The organism is Cellulophaga sp. BC115SP, from assembly GCF_009905545.1.
GTDB lineage: Bacteria > Bacteroidota > Bacteroidia > Cytophagales > Spirosomataceae > Flectobacillus > Flectobacillus rivi.
Genome location: NZ_JAAALB010000013.1, coordinates 46,458 through 68,719 on the forward strand (window position 1 = coordinate 46,458; position 22,262 = coordinate 68,719).

Annotated in this window: 15 protein-coding genes; 5 read left to right on the plus strand and 10 right to left on the minus strand. The window is 38.0% G+C overall.

The annotated features are described in order from the left end of the window. Window positions 1-48: 48 nt before the first annotated feature. The 3 genes from GVN22_RS11980 to GVN22_RS11990 form a co-directional block, all read right to left on the minus strand. A complete protein-coding gene (locus tag GVN22_RS11980; RefSeq protein ID WP_166551265.1) occupies window positions 49-2,196 on the minus strand; it encodes a S9 family peptidase in 2,148 nt (715 codons plus the stop codon). 126 nt (window positions 2,197-2,322) lie between these two features. After that, window positions 2,323-3,306: a septal ring lytic transglycosylase RlpA family protein gene (locus GVN22_RS11985; protein WP_166551266.1), complete on the minus strand. Its 984-nt coding sequence runs from the start codon at window positions 3,304-3,306 to the stop codon at window positions 2,323-2,325. A gap of 639 nt (window positions 3,307-3,945) precedes the next feature. Further along, complete coding sequence (locus GVN22_RS11990; protein WP_166551267.1) at window positions 3,946-5,217, minus strand: citrate synthase; 1,272 nt, start codon at window positions 5,215-5,217, stop codon at window positions 3,946-3,948. Window positions 5,218-5,589: 372 nt separating this feature from the next. On the opposite strand from GVN22_RS11990, the gene pepT reads away from it, so the two are divergent. From pepT to GVN22_RS12005, 3 genes are all read left to right on the plus strand, one after another. Then, complete coding sequence (gene pepT / locus GVN22_RS11995; protein WP_166551268.1) at window positions 5,590-6,837, plus strand: peptidase T; 1,248 nt, start codon at window positions 5,590-5,592, stop codon at window positions 6,835-6,837. A 151-nt stretch (window positions 6,838-6,988) separates the two neighbouring features. Then, window positions 6,989-9,814 carry a DNA polymerase I gene (gene polA / locus GVN22_RS12000; protein ID WP_166551269.1) on the plus strand — a complete coding sequence of 942 codons (2,826 nt, stop codon included), beginning with the start codon at window positions 6,989-6,991 and terminating at the stop codon, window positions 9,812-9,814. 233 nt (window positions 9,815-10,047) lie between these two features. Continuing rightward, complete coding sequence (locus GVN22_RS12005; RefSeq protein ID WP_166551270.1) at window positions 10,048-10,599, plus strand: transposase; 552 nt, start codon at window positions 10,048-10,050, stop codon at window positions 10,597-10,599. Between the two features lie 329 nt (window positions 10,600-10,928). On the opposite strand, the gene GVN22_RS12010 is transcribed toward GVN22_RS12005, so the two are convergent. Continuing rightward, window positions 10,929-12,302: a M20/M25/M40 family metallo-hydrolase gene (locus tag GVN22_RS12010; protein WP_166551271.1), complete on the minus strand. Its 1,374-nt coding sequence runs from the start codon at window positions 12,300-12,302 to the stop codon at window positions 10,929-10,931. 58 nt (window positions 12,303-12,360) lie between these two features. After that, on the minus strand, window positions 12,361-13,188 hold the full coding sequence (locus tag GVN22_RS12015; RefSeq protein ID WP_166551272.1) for a polysaccharide deacetylase family protein: 828 nt from the start codon (window positions 13,186-13,188) through the stop codon (window positions 12,361-12,363). A 72-nt stretch (window positions 13,189-13,260) separates the two neighbouring features. On the opposite strand from GVN22_RS12015, the gene pgeF reads away from it, so the two are divergent. Both pgeF and GVN22_RS12025 read left to right on the plus strand, forming a co-directional pair. Next, window positions 13,261-14,004: a peptidoglycan editing factor PgeF gene (gene pgeF / locus GVN22_RS12020; RefSeq protein WP_166551273.1), complete on the plus strand. Its 744-nt coding sequence runs from the start codon at window positions 13,261-13,263 to the stop codon at window positions 14,002-14,004. 422 nt (window positions 14,005-14,426) lie between these two features. Continuing rightward, window positions 14,427-14,603, plus strand: a complete 177-nt coding sequence (locus GVN22_RS12025) for a hypothetical protein (protein ID WP_166551274.1) — start codon at window positions 14,427-14,429, stop codon at window positions 14,601-14,603. A gap of 155 nt (window positions 14,604-14,758) precedes the next feature. Here GVN22_RS12025 and GVN22_RS12030 read toward each other — a convergent pair whose 3' ends face one another. The 5 genes from GVN22_RS12030 to GVN22_RS12050 all read right to left on the minus strand — a co-directional run bounded on the left by GVN22_RS12030 (window position 14,759) and on the right by GVN22_RS12050 (window position 22,204). Then, window positions 14,759-17,212 (minus strand): outer membrane beta-barrel family protein, encoded by a 2,454-nt coding sequence (locus GVN22_RS12030; protein WP_166551275.1) that lies wholly within the window; start codon window positions 17,210-17,212, stop codon window positions 14,759-14,761. Between the two features lie 425 nt (window positions 17,213-17,637). Then, entirely contained in the window at window positions 17,638-18,396 is a 759-nt protein-coding gene (locus GVN22_RS12035) for a type III pantothenate kinase (protein WP_166551276.1), read from the minus strand. 165 nt (window positions 18,397-18,561) lie between these two features. Further along, window positions 18,562-20,577, minus strand: a complete 2,016-nt coding sequence (gene nadE / locus GVN22_RS12040) for an NAD(+) synthase (protein ID WP_166551277.1) — start codon at window positions 20,575-20,577, stop codon at window positions 18,562-18,564. 151 nt (window positions 20,578-20,728) lie between these two features. After that, window positions 20,729-21,031: a hypothetical protein gene (locus GVN22_RS12045; protein ID WP_166551278.1), complete on the minus strand. Its 303-nt coding sequence runs from the start codon at window positions 21,029-21,031 to the stop codon at window positions 20,729-20,731. A gap of 201 nt (window positions 21,032-21,232) precedes the next feature. After that, window positions 21,233-22,204, minus strand: a complete 972-nt coding sequence (locus tag GVN22_RS12050) for a VOC family protein (RefSeq protein WP_166551279.1) — start codon at window positions 22,202-22,204, stop codon at window positions 21,233-21,235. Window positions 22,205-22,262 lie beyond the last annotated feature (58 nt).

The window sequence follows — 22,262 nt, forward strand, 5'->3', positions numbered from 1 at the left end:
CCAGCCTGAAAATGTCAAGCTGGCTTTCGCTATCGAAATGCATTGCTGTTATTTTTTTCCAACATATCTCTCAAAAAACTCGTAAATACGCAACATGCGGTCTATTCGCTGACGAATATTTCCACTTCTAGATAACTCATGTGTGCCACCTGGCATACGTACATACTCTACTTCTTTACCCATGATTTTCATAGATTTGAACATCATTTCACTTTGAATTACCCCTGTTCTTAAATCATTTTCACCATGTTTGATTAACAATGGCGTTTTGATTTTGTCGATGTAAGTATATGGGGATTCTCTTTCCAAAATTGGTTTGATCTTCTCCTCCCAAGGATATCCTCCAAAGTAGTTTGGTACCAATCTCCAAGCATTTCCTTCACCCATAAAGGTTGTGAGGTCATATACGCCACGTTGTGCAAAGGCAGCTTTAAAACGATTGTCGTGTCCTACAATCCAAGCGGTAAGATAACCTGCATAAGAACCTCCTGTCAGTACTTGCTTCGAGGTATCAACCCATGCTTCTTTGGCAGCATCCGAAGCTGCTGCGAGTACATCTTCTGCGGGACCCGTACCCCAATCTTGATAGTTCGCAAATTGAAAATCTTTTCCATATCCACCCGAACCTCTAGGGTTGGCATATACAACGCCATAACCTTGCGAGCAAAAATATTGGAACTCATGCCACATCGAACTTTCGCCAGGTCCCCACATCGCAGTTGGGCCTCCGTGCATATTGAGTAACAATGGATACTTTTTCCCATTTTCCATATTGGCAGGCTTCATAATCCAATATTCTACGATTAAGCCTTTTGAGTTTTTATAAGTACGCTTTTCTGGAAAACTAATAGCTTTTGCACTAAGCCAGTCATCATTTAATGACGTAATTTTTACTGGATTTTTTACCGATAAGTCCGCAACGTATAGCTCTGATGGATTTTTAACTTCAGTTTTAGCAAAGGCAATTTTATCTTTAGCAATATCGAATGCCGTAATGCCAGTATTGAAATCTGTTAGTTTTTCAACTTTTTTGCTCGCAATATCTAATTTGTAAATTGGAGTTCCACCATTTGAGGGAGCTGTCAGATACAAAGCTTTTGAATCATCTGTCCATTCCAAATTTCCAGACGCTCTATCAAACACGATAGGCGTAATATTACTTCCATCTGCATTGGCAATTAATAGCTGATTGAAGCCTAACCAACTCACTTCTGATTGTGTAAAGGCAATCAATTTACCATCTGGCGATGGAGTAGGATTGCTGTAACTAACCCCTTTTTTGGCAACAATATATTTCAAATCACTACCATCGACATTCATGCTTACGATAGCAGAATTTTGTTCTCTGTCTGGGTGCAATGTCGTATCTCTACCACAAGAAGCAAAGATTTTTTTGCCATCTGCCGACCATGTAGCTCCGTTGTACGACCAGTAGCCATGCGTAATTTGTTTGGCTTTGGCTCCTTCTTTTACCTCTATGACAAAAAGTAGATTGAAACGTATTTCTGGATCGGTATTGGCCTCTCCTTGGAAATTTAAACGACTGAAAACTTTAGCTTTTTTATCTTCAACATCTTTGTCTAAATAAGCTCTAATTTCTGCTAATGAGCCATCTGGATTTGGTTTTACTTTTTTGTCAGCTTTAAGAAAGGTGTTATCCTTAAAGCCAGCTTTTTCAAATGACCAAGAAGGTAATGCTTTTGAGGGATTCAATAAGGTATCTCTCAACATCTCATTTACTGTTGTACCTACAGAGAAGAGAATTTTAGAACCATCTGGAGACCATGATGGATTGGAAGCACCTTGTTTGAGATCAGTCAACTGAAAAGCTTCACCGCCATCTAATGGCATAATAAAGATTTGCGATTTACCTTTTACACCACGTGAAAAAGCAATCTGCTTTCCATCGGGCGACCAAATGGCACTGCCTACGCTTTCTAGACCACGCGTAAGCTGTTTGCTAGTCTGAAAATCGGACACCCAAATATGCGAGCGATAGTCAAACTCAAGTTTGTTTTCTTCGCTTGGTTCATTGGTACGAATAGAATAGATCACTTTTTTGCCATCAGGGGATAAGTTGACGGACCCCACGGATTTGATTTTATTCATGTCTGTAACCAAAACTTTATCTTTGCCATTTTGCGCAAACAAGCTATTGGATACCACTAGCAGGATAATGGATAAGCGTTTTATCATGTTAATGAAGTAAGATTTGTGAAAAGTAAATTGTGCAATAACAAATCTAATAAAAAAGCTAGTCTCTCGGAAGAAACTAGCTTTTTTATCGCTCTAACACGGATAGTCAACTCTAAACAACCAATCTTAGTTGTTAGAACTTTTAGTTTCTACTCTAACACGTCCATCAGCATCTTTTACTACTTGCAAATAGGAGTGTTTAGATGAATTATCTTTTGAAGCTTCCTTCGGTTTTTCAGCGGGCTTGTTTTCGGTTGCAACAACCTGAGTAGTAGCATCGGTCTTTTTCAATTCTTTTGCATTGGCGCTTGCTTTTCCAATCGATTCGTTTTTGCTATTTCTAACACGAATACGACCTTCTTCATCAGTGTACACATTCAGGTAGTCATGACCAGAAGTGTTGATTGAATTGGATGAAGCGTTGACAACAGCTGTACTTACTTCTAAAGGTTGCTGTTTGGGAGGAGTAATAAGAGCCGTTTCGGCAGTACCAGAAGAATCAAGTTTGTAATTACCATTGATATCTTTGATAACTCTTATGTATTTATGAGCAGCATTGGCCGACTGGTTGCTCGCGATGACATTGGGAGCAGCTACGGTGCTAACAGGGGCTTTGTAAGCGGTATCCAGTACCATTCTTCCGTCTTTCATTTCAAATTTTATAGGAAGATGCTGACGGAACTCTTTGTTAAATTCACCCTTCTCGCCAGGCTCAAAACTTGGTAAGATATAAGCAGGGTTATCCATAGAAAGGATTTTCATTTGGATTTCGGCTTCACCATTTGCAAGAAGTTCTAGTTCTTTAGCAGCGGCAAAAGAAAGGTCTAACACACGACTGTAAGCAAAAGGACCTCGGTCGTTTACTTTTACAATCACCTTTTTATTATTGCTGGTGTTGGTTACCTCTAAGATGGTATTGAAAGGAAGATTGCGATGGGCGCAAGTGTATTCGTCTCGGCTGTAGTACTCTCCACTGGAAGTCATTCGTCCGTGGAATTTGTCGGCATAATAGGACGCTCGTCCGTAATATTTTTCGCCAACTTGTGCTTTTGTCAAAAACTGTTGCCAGAAGAAAACACAAAAAAGTACTATATGCTTGATAATCCTCATAGAATTAGGGTTTAAATTTATTTGGTATAAGAGGCTAAAAATTGGCTTTTTAAAGACCAAAAAACCTTAAACCAAAGATAAATGAAGTACCACTTTGGGTAGGAAATCTGTACATGAATAGTATGCTCTATGTCTGGAGAACATCTTACAAAGGTAGTGAAAAAAAATATATATCTGACTATCAAAAAATTAGCTTTTGGATTTTTTTTTATTTCAGAATAAACTTTCGAGAAATAACGCAAAAAGCAAATTTTTATTGGAGAGGCTTTCCATGTTTGATTCCTTGGTTTGGAAGTTATAAGACAAGTTTTATGAAAAGAATAACGTATATAGCTGTTCTTGGAAAAGTGAAAAATGATTTTTCTCAATCCTTTTAGAATAGATAGAACTTCTGAAAATTAATAAGTTAAATAAGAATAGGCTAGTTGCATTAATAAGCACGGAAGGTGAAGGCAAAGCGTTAATCGAGGCTTGGCTTTTAGTAATTTTTTCTCAATAAAAATGAAAAAATAGAGGTCTTTTTCATTTTAAGTATCTCCTGAAAAGTAGTATAAAGCCTAGAGCTACGTTGTTTTAGAGGCAAAAAAAAGAGACTCCTCTTTCGAGGAATCTCTACATGTTAAATAGTCTGGTAAGAAATTATCTTTGGTCCATTGCTACATACTCACGTGGAGTAGCACCAACATACACTTGACGTGGACGACCAATAGGTTCTTTATTTGCTTTCATTTCTTTCCATTGCGCGATCCAACCTGGAAGACGACCAATAGCAAACATTACTGTAAACATATCAGTAGGAATACCTAATGCACGGTAAATGATACCTGAATAGAAGTCAACGTTTGGATATAATTTACGAGCTACAAAGTATTCATCGCTCAATGCAGCAGCTTCTAATTCAGAAGCGATTTTCAACACTGGATCGTTAATACCCAAAGCTGCTAATACATCGTCTGCTGCTTTTTTGATGATTCTTGCACGAGGGTCAAAGTTTTTGTAAACACGGTGTCCAAAGCCCATTAAGCGGAAACCAGAGTTTTTATCTTTGGCCATTGCGATATACTTAGCTGTATCACCACCGTCAGCTTTGATAGCTTCCAACATTTCAATTACTTCTTGGTTTGCACCACCATGTAATGGACCAGAAAGCGCATTGATACCTGCCGAGATTGAAGCATATAAACTTGCATGAGAAGAGCCAACCAAACGAACTGTCGAAGTAGAGCAGTTTTGTTCGTGGTCTGCATGAAGAATCAATAATTTATTTAAAGCCGCCGAAACTACTGGGTCAACTTGGTAAGGAGCTACTGGCAAAGCAAACATCATGTTTAAGAAGTTTGAGCAGTAATCCAAAGAGTTGTTAGGGTAGTTTACAGGATGACCTTGAGATTTTTTGTATGACCAAGTCGCCATAGACGGCATTTTAGCCATTAAACGGATAATGTTTAACTCGTCAGAACCAGATTTATCGCCTGTGTAGAAAGCTGACATAGCACAAACCATCGCCGATAAAACGCCCATTGGGTGAGCATTTACAGGGAAGCCTTCAAAAATCTTACGCATATCTTCGTTAACGATAGTATGCATTTTGATTGCATTTTCGAATGTTGCGTATTGTTCTGCAGTAGGCAACTCACCGTAGATCAACAAGTAAGCTACTTCTAAGAATGAAGCTTTCTCAGCTAATTCTTCGATAGAATATCCTCTGTAACGGAGAATTCCTAACTCACCATCGAGGAATGTAATCGCACTTTTCGTAGCACCTGTGTTTTTGTAACCCGAGTCAATTGTAATATAACCTGTCTCATCACGGAGCTTGGCAATATCAATTGCTTTTTCATCTTCAGTTCCAGTAATAACAGGTAACTGAATGCGTTTGTCACCTAATGATAGTTCTGCAAAATCTGACATAACCTATATATTATTTGGCTTAACCTTTTGAAATTTTGTTTTTATTTTGACGAAGCGAATTTACTGAAAATTGCCTTTTGCAAGGCAATCATTGTCGGATTCTTTGGTAAATTTAGATACATATAGAAATTGTACAATTCTATGGCTGTTCATAATATTTCCCTCAAGAATGTTTCTGCAAGATAATCACGAAATTTGAAACCTTCATTACCTTTGTTGAAACTTGTTTAATAAATAATTTTAACCATAAAAATTCTTCAAATAATGAAATAAATCAATCTGATACAATAAATATATTAGATTTTTATTAGACTATTTTGATTGGTTTTATTATAGTTTTTGTTCAAAATACCATACTCATTACTCAAAATTATGCTTAAATCATATAAAAATACCGTAACTGAGCGATTTTTACGCTATGTTCAAATAGATACACAATCAGACCCAGATTCATCGGCACAGCCTTCTACCGAAAAACAAAAAGATTTGAGTCGTGTATTGGTCGACGAACTTCTTGCGATGGGTATCTCGGACGCCGAACTAGACGAGTACGGTTATGTATATGCCACAATACCAGCTACTTCTGAGAAAATAGTGCCTGTGATATGCTTCTGTTCGCATGTAGACACATCTCCAGATTGTTCAGGGAAAGAGGTAAAACCTATTATTCATTATAACTATCAAGGACAGGATTTGGTTTTGCCAGATGATCATTCTCAGGTAATTCGTTGTGCCGAACATCCTGATTTGCCTGCCCAAATTGGTAACGATATAATTACCGCAAGTGGCAAAACTTTATTGGGTGCCGACAACAAAGCAGGTGTTGCCGAAATTATGGATGCTGCCTATTACTTAATGACTCATCCTGAGATTCAACACGGAAAAGTTAGAATCTTGTTTACGCCAGATGAAGAAATCGGTAGAGGAACAGCTAAGGTAGATCTTGAAAAACTAGGTGCTGATTTTGGATATACAATCGATGGCGAAACATTAGGTTCATTGGAAGATGAGACATTCTCGGCTGATGGTGTTGTCATTAAAATTACAGGTGTGAGTCAACACCCTGGTTTTGCCAAGGGTAAAATGGAAAGTGCCTTGAAAATAGCAGCCGAAATTGTGGCAAATCTGCCCAAAGAGACTCTTTCTCCAGAGACTACCGAAGGCAAAGAAGGCTTTATTCATCCTGTTGGCATTTCAGGCGCGGTAGAAGAGGCATCTGTTAGTTTTATCATTCGTGATTTTACAGAGGAAAAACTCCACGAGCATGAGACGTTTTTGAAAAGCATCATGGAAAAAGTGTTGGGAAACTATCCCAATTCGAAGGCTATTTTTGAGGTGCATGAGCAATATCGCAATATGAAAGAGATTCTGGATCAATATCCTCATGTAACGGCTTATGCGCTAGAAGCTATTGAGCGTGCAGGTATTCCTGCCAAGCAAATGAGTATCCGTGGTGGTACAGATGGTTCTAGACTTTCATTTATGGGCTTGCCATGCCCAAATATCTTTGCAGGCGAACACGCTTTTCACGGGAAGCACGAATGGGTGTCAGTTCAGGATATGGAAAAAGCAGTGGAGACCATTGTGAATTTATGTTGTATTTGGGAGGAAAAAGCGTAGGTCATTAAGGCTAAATCATACTTTGATTAGTAAAATGACAAAAGTATGATTTACCTCCATAAATTTGTATTATCATCTCAAAATGAATTTGAGCTATTTAATTTTATGCACATGATATTCTGTAATTTTAGGTGCATGAAATCCCAACTTTATGAAAAAATTATTCCTACTCGACGCAATGGCATTGATTTATCGTGCTCACTTTGCGTTTCAAAAAACACCTCGTATTAGTTCAAAAGGACTAAATACTAGTGCTGTTTTTGGTTTTGCTAATACCTTACTTGAAATTTTAGCCAAAGAAAAACCTACCCACTTGGGTGTTGCCTTTGATACGCCAACGCCTACGTTTCGCCATGTGCAGTTTGAGGCATATAAGGCGCAACGTCAAGAGCAACCTGAAGATATTACTGTTGCAATTCCTTATGTAAAGCGCTTGTTAGAAGCCATGAACATTCCTATTTTATTGATGGAAGGCTATGAGGCTGATGACGTCATTGGTACATTGGTCAAGAAGGCTGTTCGTGAACATGAGGATATGGAAATTTATATGATGACTCCCGACAAAGACTACGGTCAGTTGGTAGAGGAGCGCATCAAAATGTACAAACCTGCCTTTATGGGTAAGGGTGTCGAAATTCTTGGGCCACAAGAGGTTTGTGACAAATGGGGAATCGAAAGTGTATCTCAAGTGATTGATATTTTAGGTTTGATGGGTGATGCTGTAGATAATATCCCTGGTATTCCGGGTATTGGTGAAAAAACAGCGCAAAAGCTTATTGCCGAGTTTGGAAGTGTAGAAAACTTGATTGCTAATGCAGATAAATTAAAGGGTAAGCAGAAGGAAAATGTGGTCAACTTTGCTCAACAAGGCTTATTGTCAAAAGAGTTAGCTACGATTCTATGTGAAGTACCTATCGAGTTTCATGAGGAGTCATTGAGACTTTCAGAAGTAAATAAAGACTTACTCTCTCCATTATTGGATGAATTAGAGTTTAGAACTTTGCGAAAACGCTTGTTAGGAGAGGAATCTGAACCTGTAGCTAAAGAGGATACTGTTTCTGCAAAAGCTTCAAAAGCTGCTGCCGCAGGTCAAATGGATTTATTTGGAGGATTGGTTTCTGAAAAACCTCTTGTTATCACCGAAACGACGCTCGAATCTAAACAAAATATCTTCTCTACCATTCACCAATATCATGCGGTAGATACCCCAGAGCTTCGTCAAAATTTAGTACACTTCTTGAGTTTACAAGAAGCTATTTGTTTTGATACAGAAACAACAAGCGTTGATGCCGTGGAGGCGGAATTGGTGGGATTGGCATTTGCTTACCGTAAAGGCGAGGCATTTTATGTCCCTGTACCAGCCGATCAAGCACAGGCACAAGCGATTGTAGATGAATTTCGTCCTGTTTTGGAAAATGAGAGCATCGAAAAAATTGCCCAGAATATCAAATATGATTTGATGGTTTTGCAAAGATATGGTTTGACTGTAAAAGGTAAATTGTATGATACCATGTTAGCGCATTATCTAATCGAGCCAGAAAAACGCCACAATATGGATATTTTGGCAGAAGATTATTTGAACTATACCCCTGTATCGATTGAAGAGCTTATTGGTAAAAAAGGAGCGAAGCAGGGAAATATGCGTGATGTAGAACTGGAAAAAATCAAAGAATATGCTGCAGAAGATGCCGATATTACTTTGCAACTCAAAGATAGACTACATCCGATTTTGGCTGAAAATGCAGGAGCTGTTAAATTGTTTGAAGAGGTAGAAATGCCTTTAACACAAGTTTTGGCTGATATTGAAATGGAAGGCGTGCGCATCGATACAGAGTTTTTGGGCAATATGTCCAAGGAACTGGAAACTGATATGCGTATCGTACAAGATAGAATTTTCGAATTGGCAGGAGTTGAATTTAATATTGGTTCACCGAAACAATTAGGAGAAATTCTTTTTGAAAAACTCAAGCTTGACCCTAAGGCTAAAAAGACCAAAACAGGTCAATATATGACAGGGGAGGAGATTTTGTCTAAACTAGAATCTGAACATGAGATTGCGAAAAAAATTCTAGATTTTAGAGAATTACAAAAACTAAAATCTACTTATGTCGATGCCTTGCCTCAATTAGTTTCGCCAACAACAGGTCGTATTCATACCTCTTTTAATCAGGCTGTGGCGGTTACGGGTCGTTTGTCAAGTACTAATCCAAATTTGCAGAATATTCCGATTCGCACACCTCGTGGCCGTGAGATTCGCAAAGCATTTATTCCTAGAAATGAAGAGTTTTTGATTTTATCAGCCGATTACTCTCAGATAGAGTTACGCATTATGGCGGCTTTTGCACAAGATGAATCTATGATTGAAGCCTTTAATCAAGGTAGAGATATTCACGCAACAACGGCTGCAAAAGTATTTAATGTGAGCTTGGATGAGGTAACGTCTGATATGCGTCGAAAGGCTAAGACCGTAAATTTTGGTATTATTTATGGCGTATCGGCTTTTGGTTTGTCACAACAAATTGCGATTTCTCGTACCGAAGCCAAAGAAATTATTGATAGTTACTGGAGAGAGTTTCCTGCCATAAAACAATATATGGATTCAGCAATAATCAAGGCTAGGGATACAGGTTATTGTGAAACGATTCTTGGACGTAGAAGATATTTGCGAGATATCAATGCGCAAAATATGGTCGAAAGAGGCTTTGCAGAACGAAATGCTATTAATGCGCCAATTCAAGGTTCGGCAGCAGATATGATTAAGGTGGCAATGATTAAGGTGAATGATTTTATCAAGAAAGAAAAACTTCGTTCTCGTATGATTTTGACAGTGCATGACGAATTAGTATTCGATGCTCATCGCGATGAGTTAGATTTACTAAAAGAACGTGTAAATGACTTGATGATTCATGCCATATATTTTCCTGTAAAAATGGAAACAGGTATGGGTGTTGGTCAAAACTGGCTAGAGGCACATTAATGAATATGATTTCCAACTAAATAAAGCAGGTGCTGGTGCTGGATTCCTATCCAGTACCTATTTTTTCTTAGGATTCTATCCTATAACCCATAAAATAGTTTTACAGCAAATCAAAAATTTCTATGTCCAGAGAATACTTACGCTGGTGCTGGATTCCTATCCAGCACCTACTTTTTCTTAGGATTTTAATCCTAAAACCTATAAAATAGTTTTACAACAAAATAAGAAGTTCTATGTCTAGAAAATACAAGTTTATAGACCAATCGAGTCTATATTTTATCAGCACTGCAACAGTTTATTGGGTAGATGTATTTACAAGAGAGGAGTACAATAATATCCTCATAGAAAACCTATCTTTCTGTGTTAAGGAAAAAGACCTTGATATTTATGCCTATTGCTTGATGACCAATCATTTTCATGCCATCATCGGAACTAGAGGAAGACCGATGGATAAAATTTTACGTGAATTAAAACAGTTTACCGCAAAACGTATTATAGCCGCTATTGAAAACAATCCGTTTGAATCAAGAAAAAAATGGATGTTAAGGCTTTTTGAGTGGTCTGGTAGACGAACAGCAGGGAATGAGAAATACCAGTTTTGGCAACATGATAATCATCCAATATGGCTAAATTCTTATGATGTGATAATGCAAAAATTGGATTATATTCATCAAAATCCTGTGAAAGCTGGTTTGGTGGATAAGCCCGAAGATTGGCGATATAGTTCGGCAAAGAATTATTATACTAAAGAGCAAACAGCGTTAGAGGTAATTTTATTAGAGTAATAAAGGATTGAAATCCTTAGAAAAGGTAGGTGCTGGATGGGAATCCAGCACTAGCATAGGATTATATTCATCAAAATCCTGTGAAAGCTGGTTTGGTAGATAAGCCCGAAGATTGGCGATATAGTTCGGCAAAGAATTATTATACTAAAGAGCAAACAGCGTTAGAGGTAATTTTATTAGAGTAATAAAGGATTGGAATCCTTAGAAAAGGTAGGTGCTGGATGGGAGTCCAGCACCAGCATAGGTCTCTACTACTAGAATACAAATTTTAACATAATCACTCATCCGCTCAATCACTAAATCACTAAATTAGGAACGACTCAGGTTTCTTACAAACCGTATTTATCTAACAAGTAAACTAATGAAGCCATAGAAGCTGCACCAAGCTCTAATTCACGTTGATTTACGGTATCAAATTTGTCATTCGAAGCATGGTGATATTCAAAATAACGTTGAGAATCTGGTTTAAAGCCAATCAACACTGTTCCTTGTGGACCCAATGGGCCGATGTCGACACCTCCGCCACCACGCTCGATTTCGTGTAAACCGTATGGAGCAAACAAAGATTTATATCCTTGGATTTTTTCGAAAACAGAGGCAGCAGCACCCTGAATACCAAAGCCTTTGGGTGTAAAACCACCACTATCTGATTCCAAGGCGAAGATATGTTTCTCATTATTCTGCTTCGCTAACTCTGCGTATTTGATACCACCACGGTTACCATTTTCTTCATTCATAAAAAGAACAATACGGATAGTGCGCTTAGGTCTGATACCTAGTTCTTTGAACAATCGTAGCACTTCCATCGACTGAGCAATACCTGTACCATCGTCATGTGCGCCCTGAGCAACATCCCAAGAATCCAAGTGACCACCCACTACAATATATTCATCTGGCTTTTCAGAGCCTTTAATTTCAGCCACTACATTGTGTGATGGAGCGTCATCTAAGGTTTCACAGTTTTGTTTGAAGAAGAACTGCGTTTTAGGATTTTCTTTAAGTGTTTTACTTAAAAGTTCTGCGGCATTGGTTGAAATAGCTCCAGCAGGAATCAAAGGAACACCTGTGGCGTATTGCATCGAGCCTGTGTGAGGGTAATCGTTCAATGTGTTACTCAATGAACGTATAATCACACCGATAGCGCCTACTTTACTGGCTTCATTAGCTCCACTGCGACGTTGGTCGCCTGCACCGCCATAGGCTTCAAAGGTATTGATTTTTGTAGCATCCATCGGACGATTGAAGAAAATGATTTTTCCTTCGCACTTTTCTTTTCCTAAGGCACGTAATTCTTGAAAGTTTTGAACCTCGATTACTTCAGCTTGTAATCCTTTTTTAGGCGTTGCAATTGAGCCACCTAATGCCAATAAAGGAACCGTGATTTTCTGCTTACCATTTACAATGTATGCTTCTTCTTTTGCACCACGTTCCCAGTGAGGAACCATCACATCTTGTAAGAAAACACGATCTGCACCTGCTTGCTCTAGTACACTTTTACCCCATTGCACAGCCTTAGCAGCATTGGCAGAACCTGCCAAACGCCCACCAATTTGAGTAGTTAATTGACGAAGCCATTCATAAGACTGTCCATGCGTAAGAGTAGCATCATATAATTTTTTAACGATAACTGAGTCGGCTGTTTGCGCTTGACTGAGCGTTGCCGACAGTAATAGTGTTGTGATGAAGGAGTATTTTTTTTTCATGAATAAAGGTAATGTTTGCGTGTAAGACGGAGCCAAACACTTGTGGATTGAATGAAAATTATGGTTTGTTGAATTGGCTTAATTCAGCCATGGTATAGGTTTTCAGACCTAATTTAGCACTTTCTGATAAAATATACGTCAAAAATTCGACTTCAAATCCATATTCTTGTCCTGTCTGCGGTGTTTGAAATAAAGGTTTATGCCCAAAAAGCATTGCAACACTTTGGGTATTCTTTGCCTTTTTCAATACTTCTACTATCTCTTTTTCGGAGAGTTCATTACTAATATCAATCATTAAAGCACTTACGCTTTTGGATTGATTGGGTTTAAAATAGATTTCATTGATCTCATCAATTTTTCGCTCAAATACCCAATTCCCAAGCCTTCTTTTTTTCAGGGAAACATCTCTCAATAGATTGAAATATTGGTAGAGCTTTTGGTCGAGCCACCAAAACTGAGAGCCTCCCGGATGGGCAAAGGTCGTAGGTTTAAAGCCATGTTTTTTCATGGTGTTTAAAGCGGGAAATATTTCCACTTCAAAGTATTCTCGTATCGAATTACGCCACACAAAAGGTATGGATTGGGTATGTATTGCACCATGACAAGCAATTTCATGACCATCTTTGGATAATTCACTTAACATATTCCATTCTTCTGAGCTAAGGCTATCAGGCTGAGTCAAGTAAAAGGTTACATGCGCATTATATTTCCTAAATATAGGACGCAATAAATGCCATTCTTTGATGTATCGGTCATCAAAGGAAAGTGCGATTCCAGCCTTGGGCATATTTTGTGGAAAGAGGTAGCTTCTGAAAAGCCATAAACTGCTCATACTTAGCGCCACTAATAATGCAATTATCCCTCTTTTTTGTCTTATAAATATCATTTATTGAAAGGTTGAAATGTACACTCGATATTCTTATAACTTTGTAGCGGGAAAAATTTAAACTTATAAAACATGTTCAGACGACCTGAAATTTTTGAGCAATTTACAAATTTAGTTGCTGCAGAAACCACCAGGCATGGTGGAGTAAGCGAAAAACCTTATACTTCGCTCAATTTGGGCCTGTATAGTGGTGACAAAAAAGAAACAATTATTCAAAACCGCAGAATTTTGTATGATGCCTTAGGAATTGGAGAACGTAGAGTAGCACATTCTCGACAAACCCACAGCGATGAGGTGGTTGTGGCAACTAGAGGCAAAACATTTCAAGGTTATGATGCATTGGTTTCAAACAGAAAAGGTGTTTTTTTGAGTGTAACAGTAGCCGATTGTACACCAATTCTGATTTATGATCCTGTAAAACAGGCAGTCGGTGCAGTACATGCAGGTTGGCGCGGAACAGTCAGACAAATCACCGCAAAGGCGCTTCAGAAAATGCAAGAAGAGTTTGGGACAAGACCCGAAAATTGTTTTGCTTATGTCGGTACTTGTATCGATGAGAAAAACTTTGAAGTAGGTATCGAGGTTGCTGATGAATTTAAACCAGATTTTAAAAGGTTTGACGACGAGCGCCAAAAGTATTTAATCGATTTGAAAAAGGCTAACCTTTCACAACTGTTAGACTGCGGTGTTCCTATCGAAAACATTCAAGTTTCTCAGTATTCTACGATTTTAAATAATGACGACTATTACTCTTTTCGAAAAGAAAAAGGTAATACTGGTCGATTTACTACCATCATAGGCATCCAGCCTGAATAATTATTCTCTTGACAATTACCTGACGAATTTGAAAACCAGGGTTAACTATTGTTGATTAAACTGCTTTATAGACATTCTTTTTCTTTAATTTATACAGATGGCTATCGAATCTTGTTTCGATAGCCATTTTTGATTTTGTGGAAATAAAGGATAAAATTGACTTATTTAAAGGCTTTATTCTTGGTAAAATTCAATAAAATTGTAGTAAATAAAGAACTTGTGTTGGAAAAATTATATTTTTTAGGTTCTTTGAAACTTAATGCTTTAACTTTGTGTCATAATACCAAACGAGATAACACTGGTTTAGTTATAGAGTGTTAAATGTTGCGTAATTTTTTGATTTACAGAAAATTGCATAAGTGTTATCTCTTGCAACCTTCCATAAATGATTGGAAGACACTCTTCACTCAAATACTCTCAAAATGAAATACAATTTGTTATTGGCAGATTTAATTGTGAAGGAATCACAAAATGCCGCAGCTTCAAAAACTACGAAAGGTAGTGTAAAATCTGAAAAGAATAGTCGCAAATCATTCTGGAAAGCAGTTCTAGCTTTTATGCTTCGCAACCAGAGCGCGACAATGTATCGCGTAAGCTAGTAAAAGTATCTATGAAAAAACAAAAGCAACTCGGCAACCTCTTGATAAGCAAAAGACTTGAGAACGGAAAGTAACCTCTCCAATCTCAAGTCTTTTTGTTTATTTACTGATTTATAGTTTCACTCGGAACTCCTTATTCAAAATTCCACATTTTGTTAGTTTCCTCCATTCTTCACACGACTTTTTTCTTCATCCAAACCAGTTGAGCGGTTACGAGCAGCAGATACTTTTGAGTTACCAAAACGATAGCTGAATGTCAAACGAACCTGACGACTGTCCCATGTATTGCTTGAAATAATATCAACTGAGCCATATTGTGTTGTCGCTGTAGCTTTGTTGGTAAAGAAAATATCTTGAACGTTCAATTTCAAAGTAGCCTTTTTGTCAAGCAATGTTTTCTGGATACCGAAGTTTACTGCACCTTGAGAGTTGATTTTGAAGATACTCCACAAACCTCCTGAAACATACCATCCACCCAATTCAAGTTTGTAATCTTTACCCAAACTAAATGTATTATTCGAGTTGAAATAATAGTTGGTTGCTGACGGAACTACATTGATGTTCTGAATAGCTCCCTGTACTTTGGTATAATTCAAGTTGAACTCATTTACACTCATCCACCATTTTGTAATTGGCACTGGAGCCGAAATCGTCACGCCAAAGTTATCTTGTTTTGCCAAGTTGTCTACCGTTTGATAGGTAGCTCGTGTTGCATCGTTTTGCTTCAAGATTTCAGACATAAAATCTGACGTATGGCTGTAATTAATCGTTGTAGAAATAATGCCTTTGTATGAGTGCGTTAATTCAAATGAATTGGTCAATTGTGGACGCAAATAAGGGTTTCCAACCTGATAAGTATAAGGGTCTAAGAAAAAGACAAATGGATTTAATTGGTCATACCCTGGGCGGTCGATACGGCGACTGTAGGTTACGCCTAATGTATGATTCTTGTTTGCCTCGTATTGAACAAATGCACTTGGGAATAACTTCAGATAGTCACGGGTAAAAGTCGAATCTTTTAAGGTTTCATAACTAGTAGATTTACCATCTGCGATTGTCCATTCTGCACGCAAGCCCAACTGTGCACTAAATTTATTCCACTTGGTTTGGTAGTTTAAATATGCTGCGTTAATATTTTCTTTGTACACAAACTGATTGCTATTTCTTTTCAACAAATTCAAACCACTACCTTCTAATTTTTCATAAAATCTTAAATCATTATCAGTAATAACATAGCTTGCTTTTACCCCCATACCCCATTTTGTATCTTTCGATACAGGCAAGGTATAATCTAACTTAAATGAATACTGGTTGATACTTGAGAGACTTTTATTTACCAAAGTAGAGTCTGAACGGAATTTGCTTGTCAAATCTCCTCCATTAAAGTATTGCGTAATATAGTCGTTGCTTGAGCGATTGTCGTAATATGCATAGTCCAAATCGACAGTCAATTCTCTACCAGTAGAATCGTAAGTATGTTTTAAGTTTAGGTTAGTCGAGATATTTTTCCAAGGTTGCGATACATTATTTGCTGTCGGAATAGTCTGTGTAAGCTTGTTGTTGACATACTTGGTTGTTACCGTCAAAGCCGAGTCTGCGCCCCAACTTCCTGATGAACCATTGACCAAGACACCAATTGTTGTTTTATCGGAAATAAAATAATCTACGCCTGCTTTTAAAGAGTGATTGTAGCTAAAACTCATTCTTTTTCCGTCGGCATGATACATTTCGTTTTGTGCTCTGAAATAGCGGTAAATATCATTGGTATTTTCTTGGCGACGTTCGTTCCAGCTATAGTTGCCATACGCATTTACCTTGCCATTACGATAGTTAAGGTTGATACCAGCATTTTCACGAAGATATTTACCATGACCAATACCTACGTTGGCTGAACCGTTCAAGCCCATATTGACATTTTTCTTCAACTTAATATTGATAATACCTGCCGTACCTGCTGCATCATATTTTGATGAAGGGTTAGTCATAATTTCGATTTGAGCCAATTGCTCAGCCGAAAGGTTACGCAAAAAGTTCGCTAAATCCTGACCCGATAAATAAGAAATCTTACCGTCAATCATGACACGTACACCTTGTTTGCCTTTCAAGCTAATGTTTCCATCTTTATCAATCATCACATTGGGAGAACGCTCTAATACCTCTAATGCAGTAGAACCAGCCGCCATAATGCTGTTTTCGACATTGACTACAGTTTTATCAACCTGACGTTCGATAAATGGCTTTTGAGCAGATACCGTAACTTCGCCAAGCTGTTTACTTTCTTCTACTAATACAATACTTGCCAAGTTGATATTATTATTTCCTTCCGAAATAATGATTTTTGGCGTAAAATACTTTTTGTATCCCATTTGAGTCACGCTTACAAGGTATTCACCCGCATTTACGGATTCAAACTCAAAATGCCCGTTAGCATCGCCCAAAGCACCTTTTACCAAGGTACTATCTTTGGCTTTAAGTAACGTTGCCGTTGGAAATTCTACAATTTTATGTTGGTTGTCGCTAACCGAGCCAGTAATTTTTCCTTTTACTTGTGCCATTCCCGCATAGCTCAATCCACAAGTAATGATTGCCGAAAGTATAAATCGTTTCATCTTTTTGAAGTGTTTTATCATTGTATCGTGTCTCAAATAGGTTTAGAGGCACTTGAGGTAATGTGAGTATTATATCTCTCTTTGAGATTTGATTCAAAGTTAATTGTTAAACAAGCTACTTTGCAATGCAAACTACCTGACTGGCTTCTCCAAATGATAAATGGTAAATTGAGCCAAGAAAGCATTTGGAAGAAAAAAAAGACCTGTGAGAGAATTTGTAGATAGGATGCAGAAGTGCAATGAAAGGTTGCAGACGATGTTGTAAAAATTGTAAAAAAACTTTAGTTAACGGAAGAAATTATGATAAGTGGTTGATTATGAGAGGTAAATGAAAAGAGCTGAGGGAAGAACAAATGTACTCTTATTGTAATTTGTAGAAACTTTTGCTTCAGGATGTGCGTCTAAACACATCCTGAAGCATTGTATTATAAAGAAGCAATAATCTTTAAACCATTTAAGGTAAGGGTCTTATCTACTTCATCAAACTCAGAACGAAGAGGAGTCAGGATAGAAGAAAGCCCGCCAGTTGCCAATACTTTACATTCTTGTCCAACTTCTAGCTTGATTTGATGAATCATTTCTTTGACCATTCCTACATAACCCCACAAAATCCCTGCTTGAATCGCATGGACGGTATTTTTACCAATGGCTGATTCGGGCATAGAAAGGGGTACTTCAGGTAATTGTGCCGTATTGGAAAACAAGGATTTCACCGCTGTTTTAAGCCCAGGAGCAATCGAAACACCCAAAATTTTGCCTTCACCCGAAACAACAGTAAAAGTGAGCGCTGTCCCAAAATCGACAATCAAACAATTTTGCTGGTAAGTGTAATAAGCATAAGTCGCATTACATACCAAATCTGTACCTATCTCATAAGGACTCAAAATTTCCATGTTGAGCTTGTCGTACATTTCTGGACCAACCATCATGGGATGAATACCAAACATGGTTACCGACATATCCTTAATAACAGCTCGTAAATCAGGAACAACACAGCTAATAATAATATGTTGAATGTCGCTAAGTTTGAGCGAATTTTCTAAGAAGAGCAAACGAAGTTGCGCCTCATAATCTTGAGAACGTTGTGAAAAAGAGGAGCTTATGCGAAACTGGTGAATCCACTGCTGGTCATCGTTTACACCAAAAACAATATCTGTATTGCCTATATCAATTGCTAAAAGCATAAAGTATATGACAGAAACTCTCTGCCAAAAAGCTTAATGAATAATGTGAAAAGGGTTAAAATCTTTTCTCAAAAGTACATATTATTTTAAGGATTTTACCTATCTAGACAAGATACAACCCGTGGAGGAGTTCATAGAATACTCTCCACGGGTTTGCTGAAATCCCTAAAATCCAATACGACTTCTTCTTTGTTTTCCTTTTGAATCGTTGGCATATTCGTGCATATCGGCTAATTCTTTTTCAAACCCACCTGATAAAATCGGGAATCGTAACCAACTGCGAGGATCGAGATTGCGGTCGTCGACATGGAAGCTTGGCGCATAACGCTCGCGTTTCCATTGGTTACGACTCCATAAGCGGAAAAAGCGGTCGATACTCATGACCAATTTTTCTTTACTGTAAATACCCTCAAACTCCAACTCCATTAGCTCAAGACAATCTTTTGGTGATTTTTTATCTCTAAATGCAGCTGTTTCTATAGCATTCAGCAGGTCGTAAGGCATCAAATCTTCTTCGTCGATTTGTTTTGCTTCTAATGGACGAAGCTCTGCGGTTGGTTGCAGATTGTTCATCGCATTCAAACCCGAAAGTTTTAGCTGACCATCTAGCCCTGTATGTTCTAACCAACGTAACCAATGACGCAAGAAATGCTTGTCAATACCAGCGATTGGTGAAATAGAACCAGAAGTATCGCCATCCATAGTGGCATATCCAACGGCAGCTTCCGAGCGGTTTGAGGTAGCTAACAACAAAGCATTATTGATGTTTGCCAAAAGCCAAGCACTTGGGGCGCGAACCCTCGCTTGGATATTTTGGAGAGCCAAATCGTCGGTTTCCCAAGAAAGATTTCTTCCAATAGCTCCCTGAATTAAATCTTTGTAGGTTTCTACCAAACCATTGATATTAATATCGTAAAAGGTCGTATTGAGTGATTCTGCCAGTGAACTTGCTGAATAGCGTGTATCATTTGAGCTATTTTCAGTTCCTTGATAGATATTGGTAATCAAGGCCTTCGATAATTCTTGAACACTTTGACAATCTTGAATTTTCTTGATATGTCCCAATTTTTGTTTGAAGCCTTCTAGCCCTAGTTCAGCAACACCAAGCTCAATCGCCAAATAACACAGACCTGTAATAGCCGAAGAGTCGGCTCCACCTGAAAGTGATATGACCCAACCCGATGAACGAGACTTTCTGAGATAATCAAACAAGGCTAGGGCAATAGCTCGTGCAAACTCTTCTTCTTTTTGAAAACCTTTTGCCTCCCAATGCTCCAATTCAAAACGTTGCTTGATAGGTTTGATAGGAGGGAAGTCATATAAGAATGGCACTTTTTGTGAGGTTCCTGAAAAAGTTAAGCGATTTTGAACTTGCTCCAAACGAACTTTATCAATATCTATCACGGCAGGTGTCAAATAAAAATCACTATAGCTAAAGCGAGTACCCGAAACCAACATTTCGCCTGCTTGTGCAACCATCGCATCGCCGTCGAAAATAGCACGACCAGCTTCGTTCCCTAACAAATTGGCATAGATATAAGCGACCCCAAAAGCTCTTGAACCGTCTTGAACAAGGCGTTCACGAGTTTGAGTTTTGAAGAACGCAAAGTGCGAAGCTGTTGGATTCAGGATAATATCTACTCCTTGCAAATAAAGTGAGCGCCCAGGGCGATTGGCAATCCAAGCATCTTCACATATTTCAAATCCTATTTTTACGCCACCTGCTTCAAAGATTAAATCTCCCACAGGATAGCTAAATTCTCCGATAGTAAGTTCTGTACGCTGATTGTCTGGCCAAGGTTGAAACCAGCGAGTTTCGTAATGTAATCCGTTATTTGCTAAATTCTTCTTACAAGCAAAGCCTCGAATTTGTTTATTCGCAATCAAACAGGCAGCGTTATACACCCTGTTGTTGATACGAATTGGCAAGCCCACCGAGACAATAATGCCCGAAGTAACCTCAACGATGTCTTGGAGTATTTCTAAGGCTGTTTCGCAAGTTCCAGAGGCATAAAACATATCCTCGCAGCCATAGCCCGTAATACATAGCTCGGGCAAACATAAGATTGAGATATCTTGGCTTTTGGCTTCTTCGATACAGCCAATAATATTTCTTTTATTGCCTTCCCATGCCAAAGGTGTTTGATTGACCACCCCAGCTGCAACTTTTATTAAATTCATGAATTTTCAGATAAGTAAGTTAATGGGCAAAATTAAAAGAATTTTACCCGCCCTAAGCTTTAGGCTGTAAGCATTACGTCAATTAGACCTTTGTGATAAAACAAGAACTTAGTACAATCAAGTTCCTACGTATGCCTGTCAGTGTTAAGCGCTAATTCTTTTTGTCAAAATCAACTCTTTCGCCTGGCAACAAGTACTTGAATTTCTTTTTTCCTGTCTTTTTATCTTTTTTACCATTGTATTTTTTCCCTCCGCCTAATCTACTCCAAGGCCAGTGTTTTTTGGTTGTAACCCAAGAAAATGCCGCCCGAGGACGAAAATTACCCCCTTCATGTCGATGTTCTGTACTGACTCTACATGTTTTTTCGGGACATCTTCTTGCCCAAATACAGCCTGTTAGTAATTGACAGGCGCCTACGAGTAACAAAAACAAAATATATGCTCTTAGTTTCATATTGTCGATACAAGATGATTTTAATGAAAGTATACAAAATTAATATTCTCTACTGAATCTAGGCTTTACCTGCACAAAATAGCAAATAAAAAGGTAGCCTTCCATTGAGGGCTACCTTAAATTTTAACGATTACAAAATAGATATATTTAAAATAAGTAAGGAATATAATGTTGTTTTAAGGAAATTTCGAGAAAAGTAAATTATTGTCTAGAATATCTGCTGACAGCCATATCGCCCAAATCAATCACTAAGCCATCAGGACTTAAGATTTGACCATTTGAAAAATGACTGTGTTTGTTATCACGATACTGTGGTTGTGGGGTATGTTTGAAATAATAACCTTTGCCGTTGATTGCATAAATACCCTGTTCGAAGTCATTGAATAAGAATCCGAAGTGTTCTTTAATCACGCTTGCCTCGTTGTTAGTGCTATTGTTAAACTGAGAAGGTTCCAACAATAATCCTTCTGGCTCGGCAAGAATAAAGTTTTGTCCACCAATTTGAACTTTGGCACATACGTCGCTTACATACTCAATGTCTGAAGCACCCATTGTGTCAGAGTAGAAACCAATTGATTTCTTTAAATTTTCTACTACCAAGTGGATGTTTTCGATTTTGCAAGTCGAAGCGCTAACATCCTCACGTTGAACAAACAAAAACAACTGATTATTGAAAGGCGAAGTAATCAATACTTCAGTAGTAGGTTCGTCAGGAAGCATTGACTTGCTGTATTTGATTGGATAGCCAGCCGCTTTCAATTCTTTGGCCGTTCTTTTCAAATCTGAAGTAGCAACAACAATCCATGCCAAACCATAACTGTTGATACATGAGCCCCAGTTTTCTACGCTTTTGTTGTAGTTGCAAGTAGCGTTTGGTTCTGGTTTTTCTTTTTTGAATACTCTGATAACGGGAGAGTTGGGTAACTCAAATTCATAAATGTTTTGATCGTTGTTGGTCATCAAGTTTGCACCCAAAACCTCTTGAAAAAAGAACATCGCTTTAGGTTTTTCATCTTGATTAGCAAGTGCTAAACTAAAATAATCCAACTTAACACTTTCAGACTGAGCAAAAACACGACTTGACAATAAAACAAGGGCGACAAGAGCCATCAATGAGTTGCTAACCAACGTATTAGCAACAGATTTTTTTAACAAAGTAAGGAAATTCTTCATAATTATAATCTTTTAATGTGTTGCGATAAATATAGTGTGGAAATAATATAAAATGATA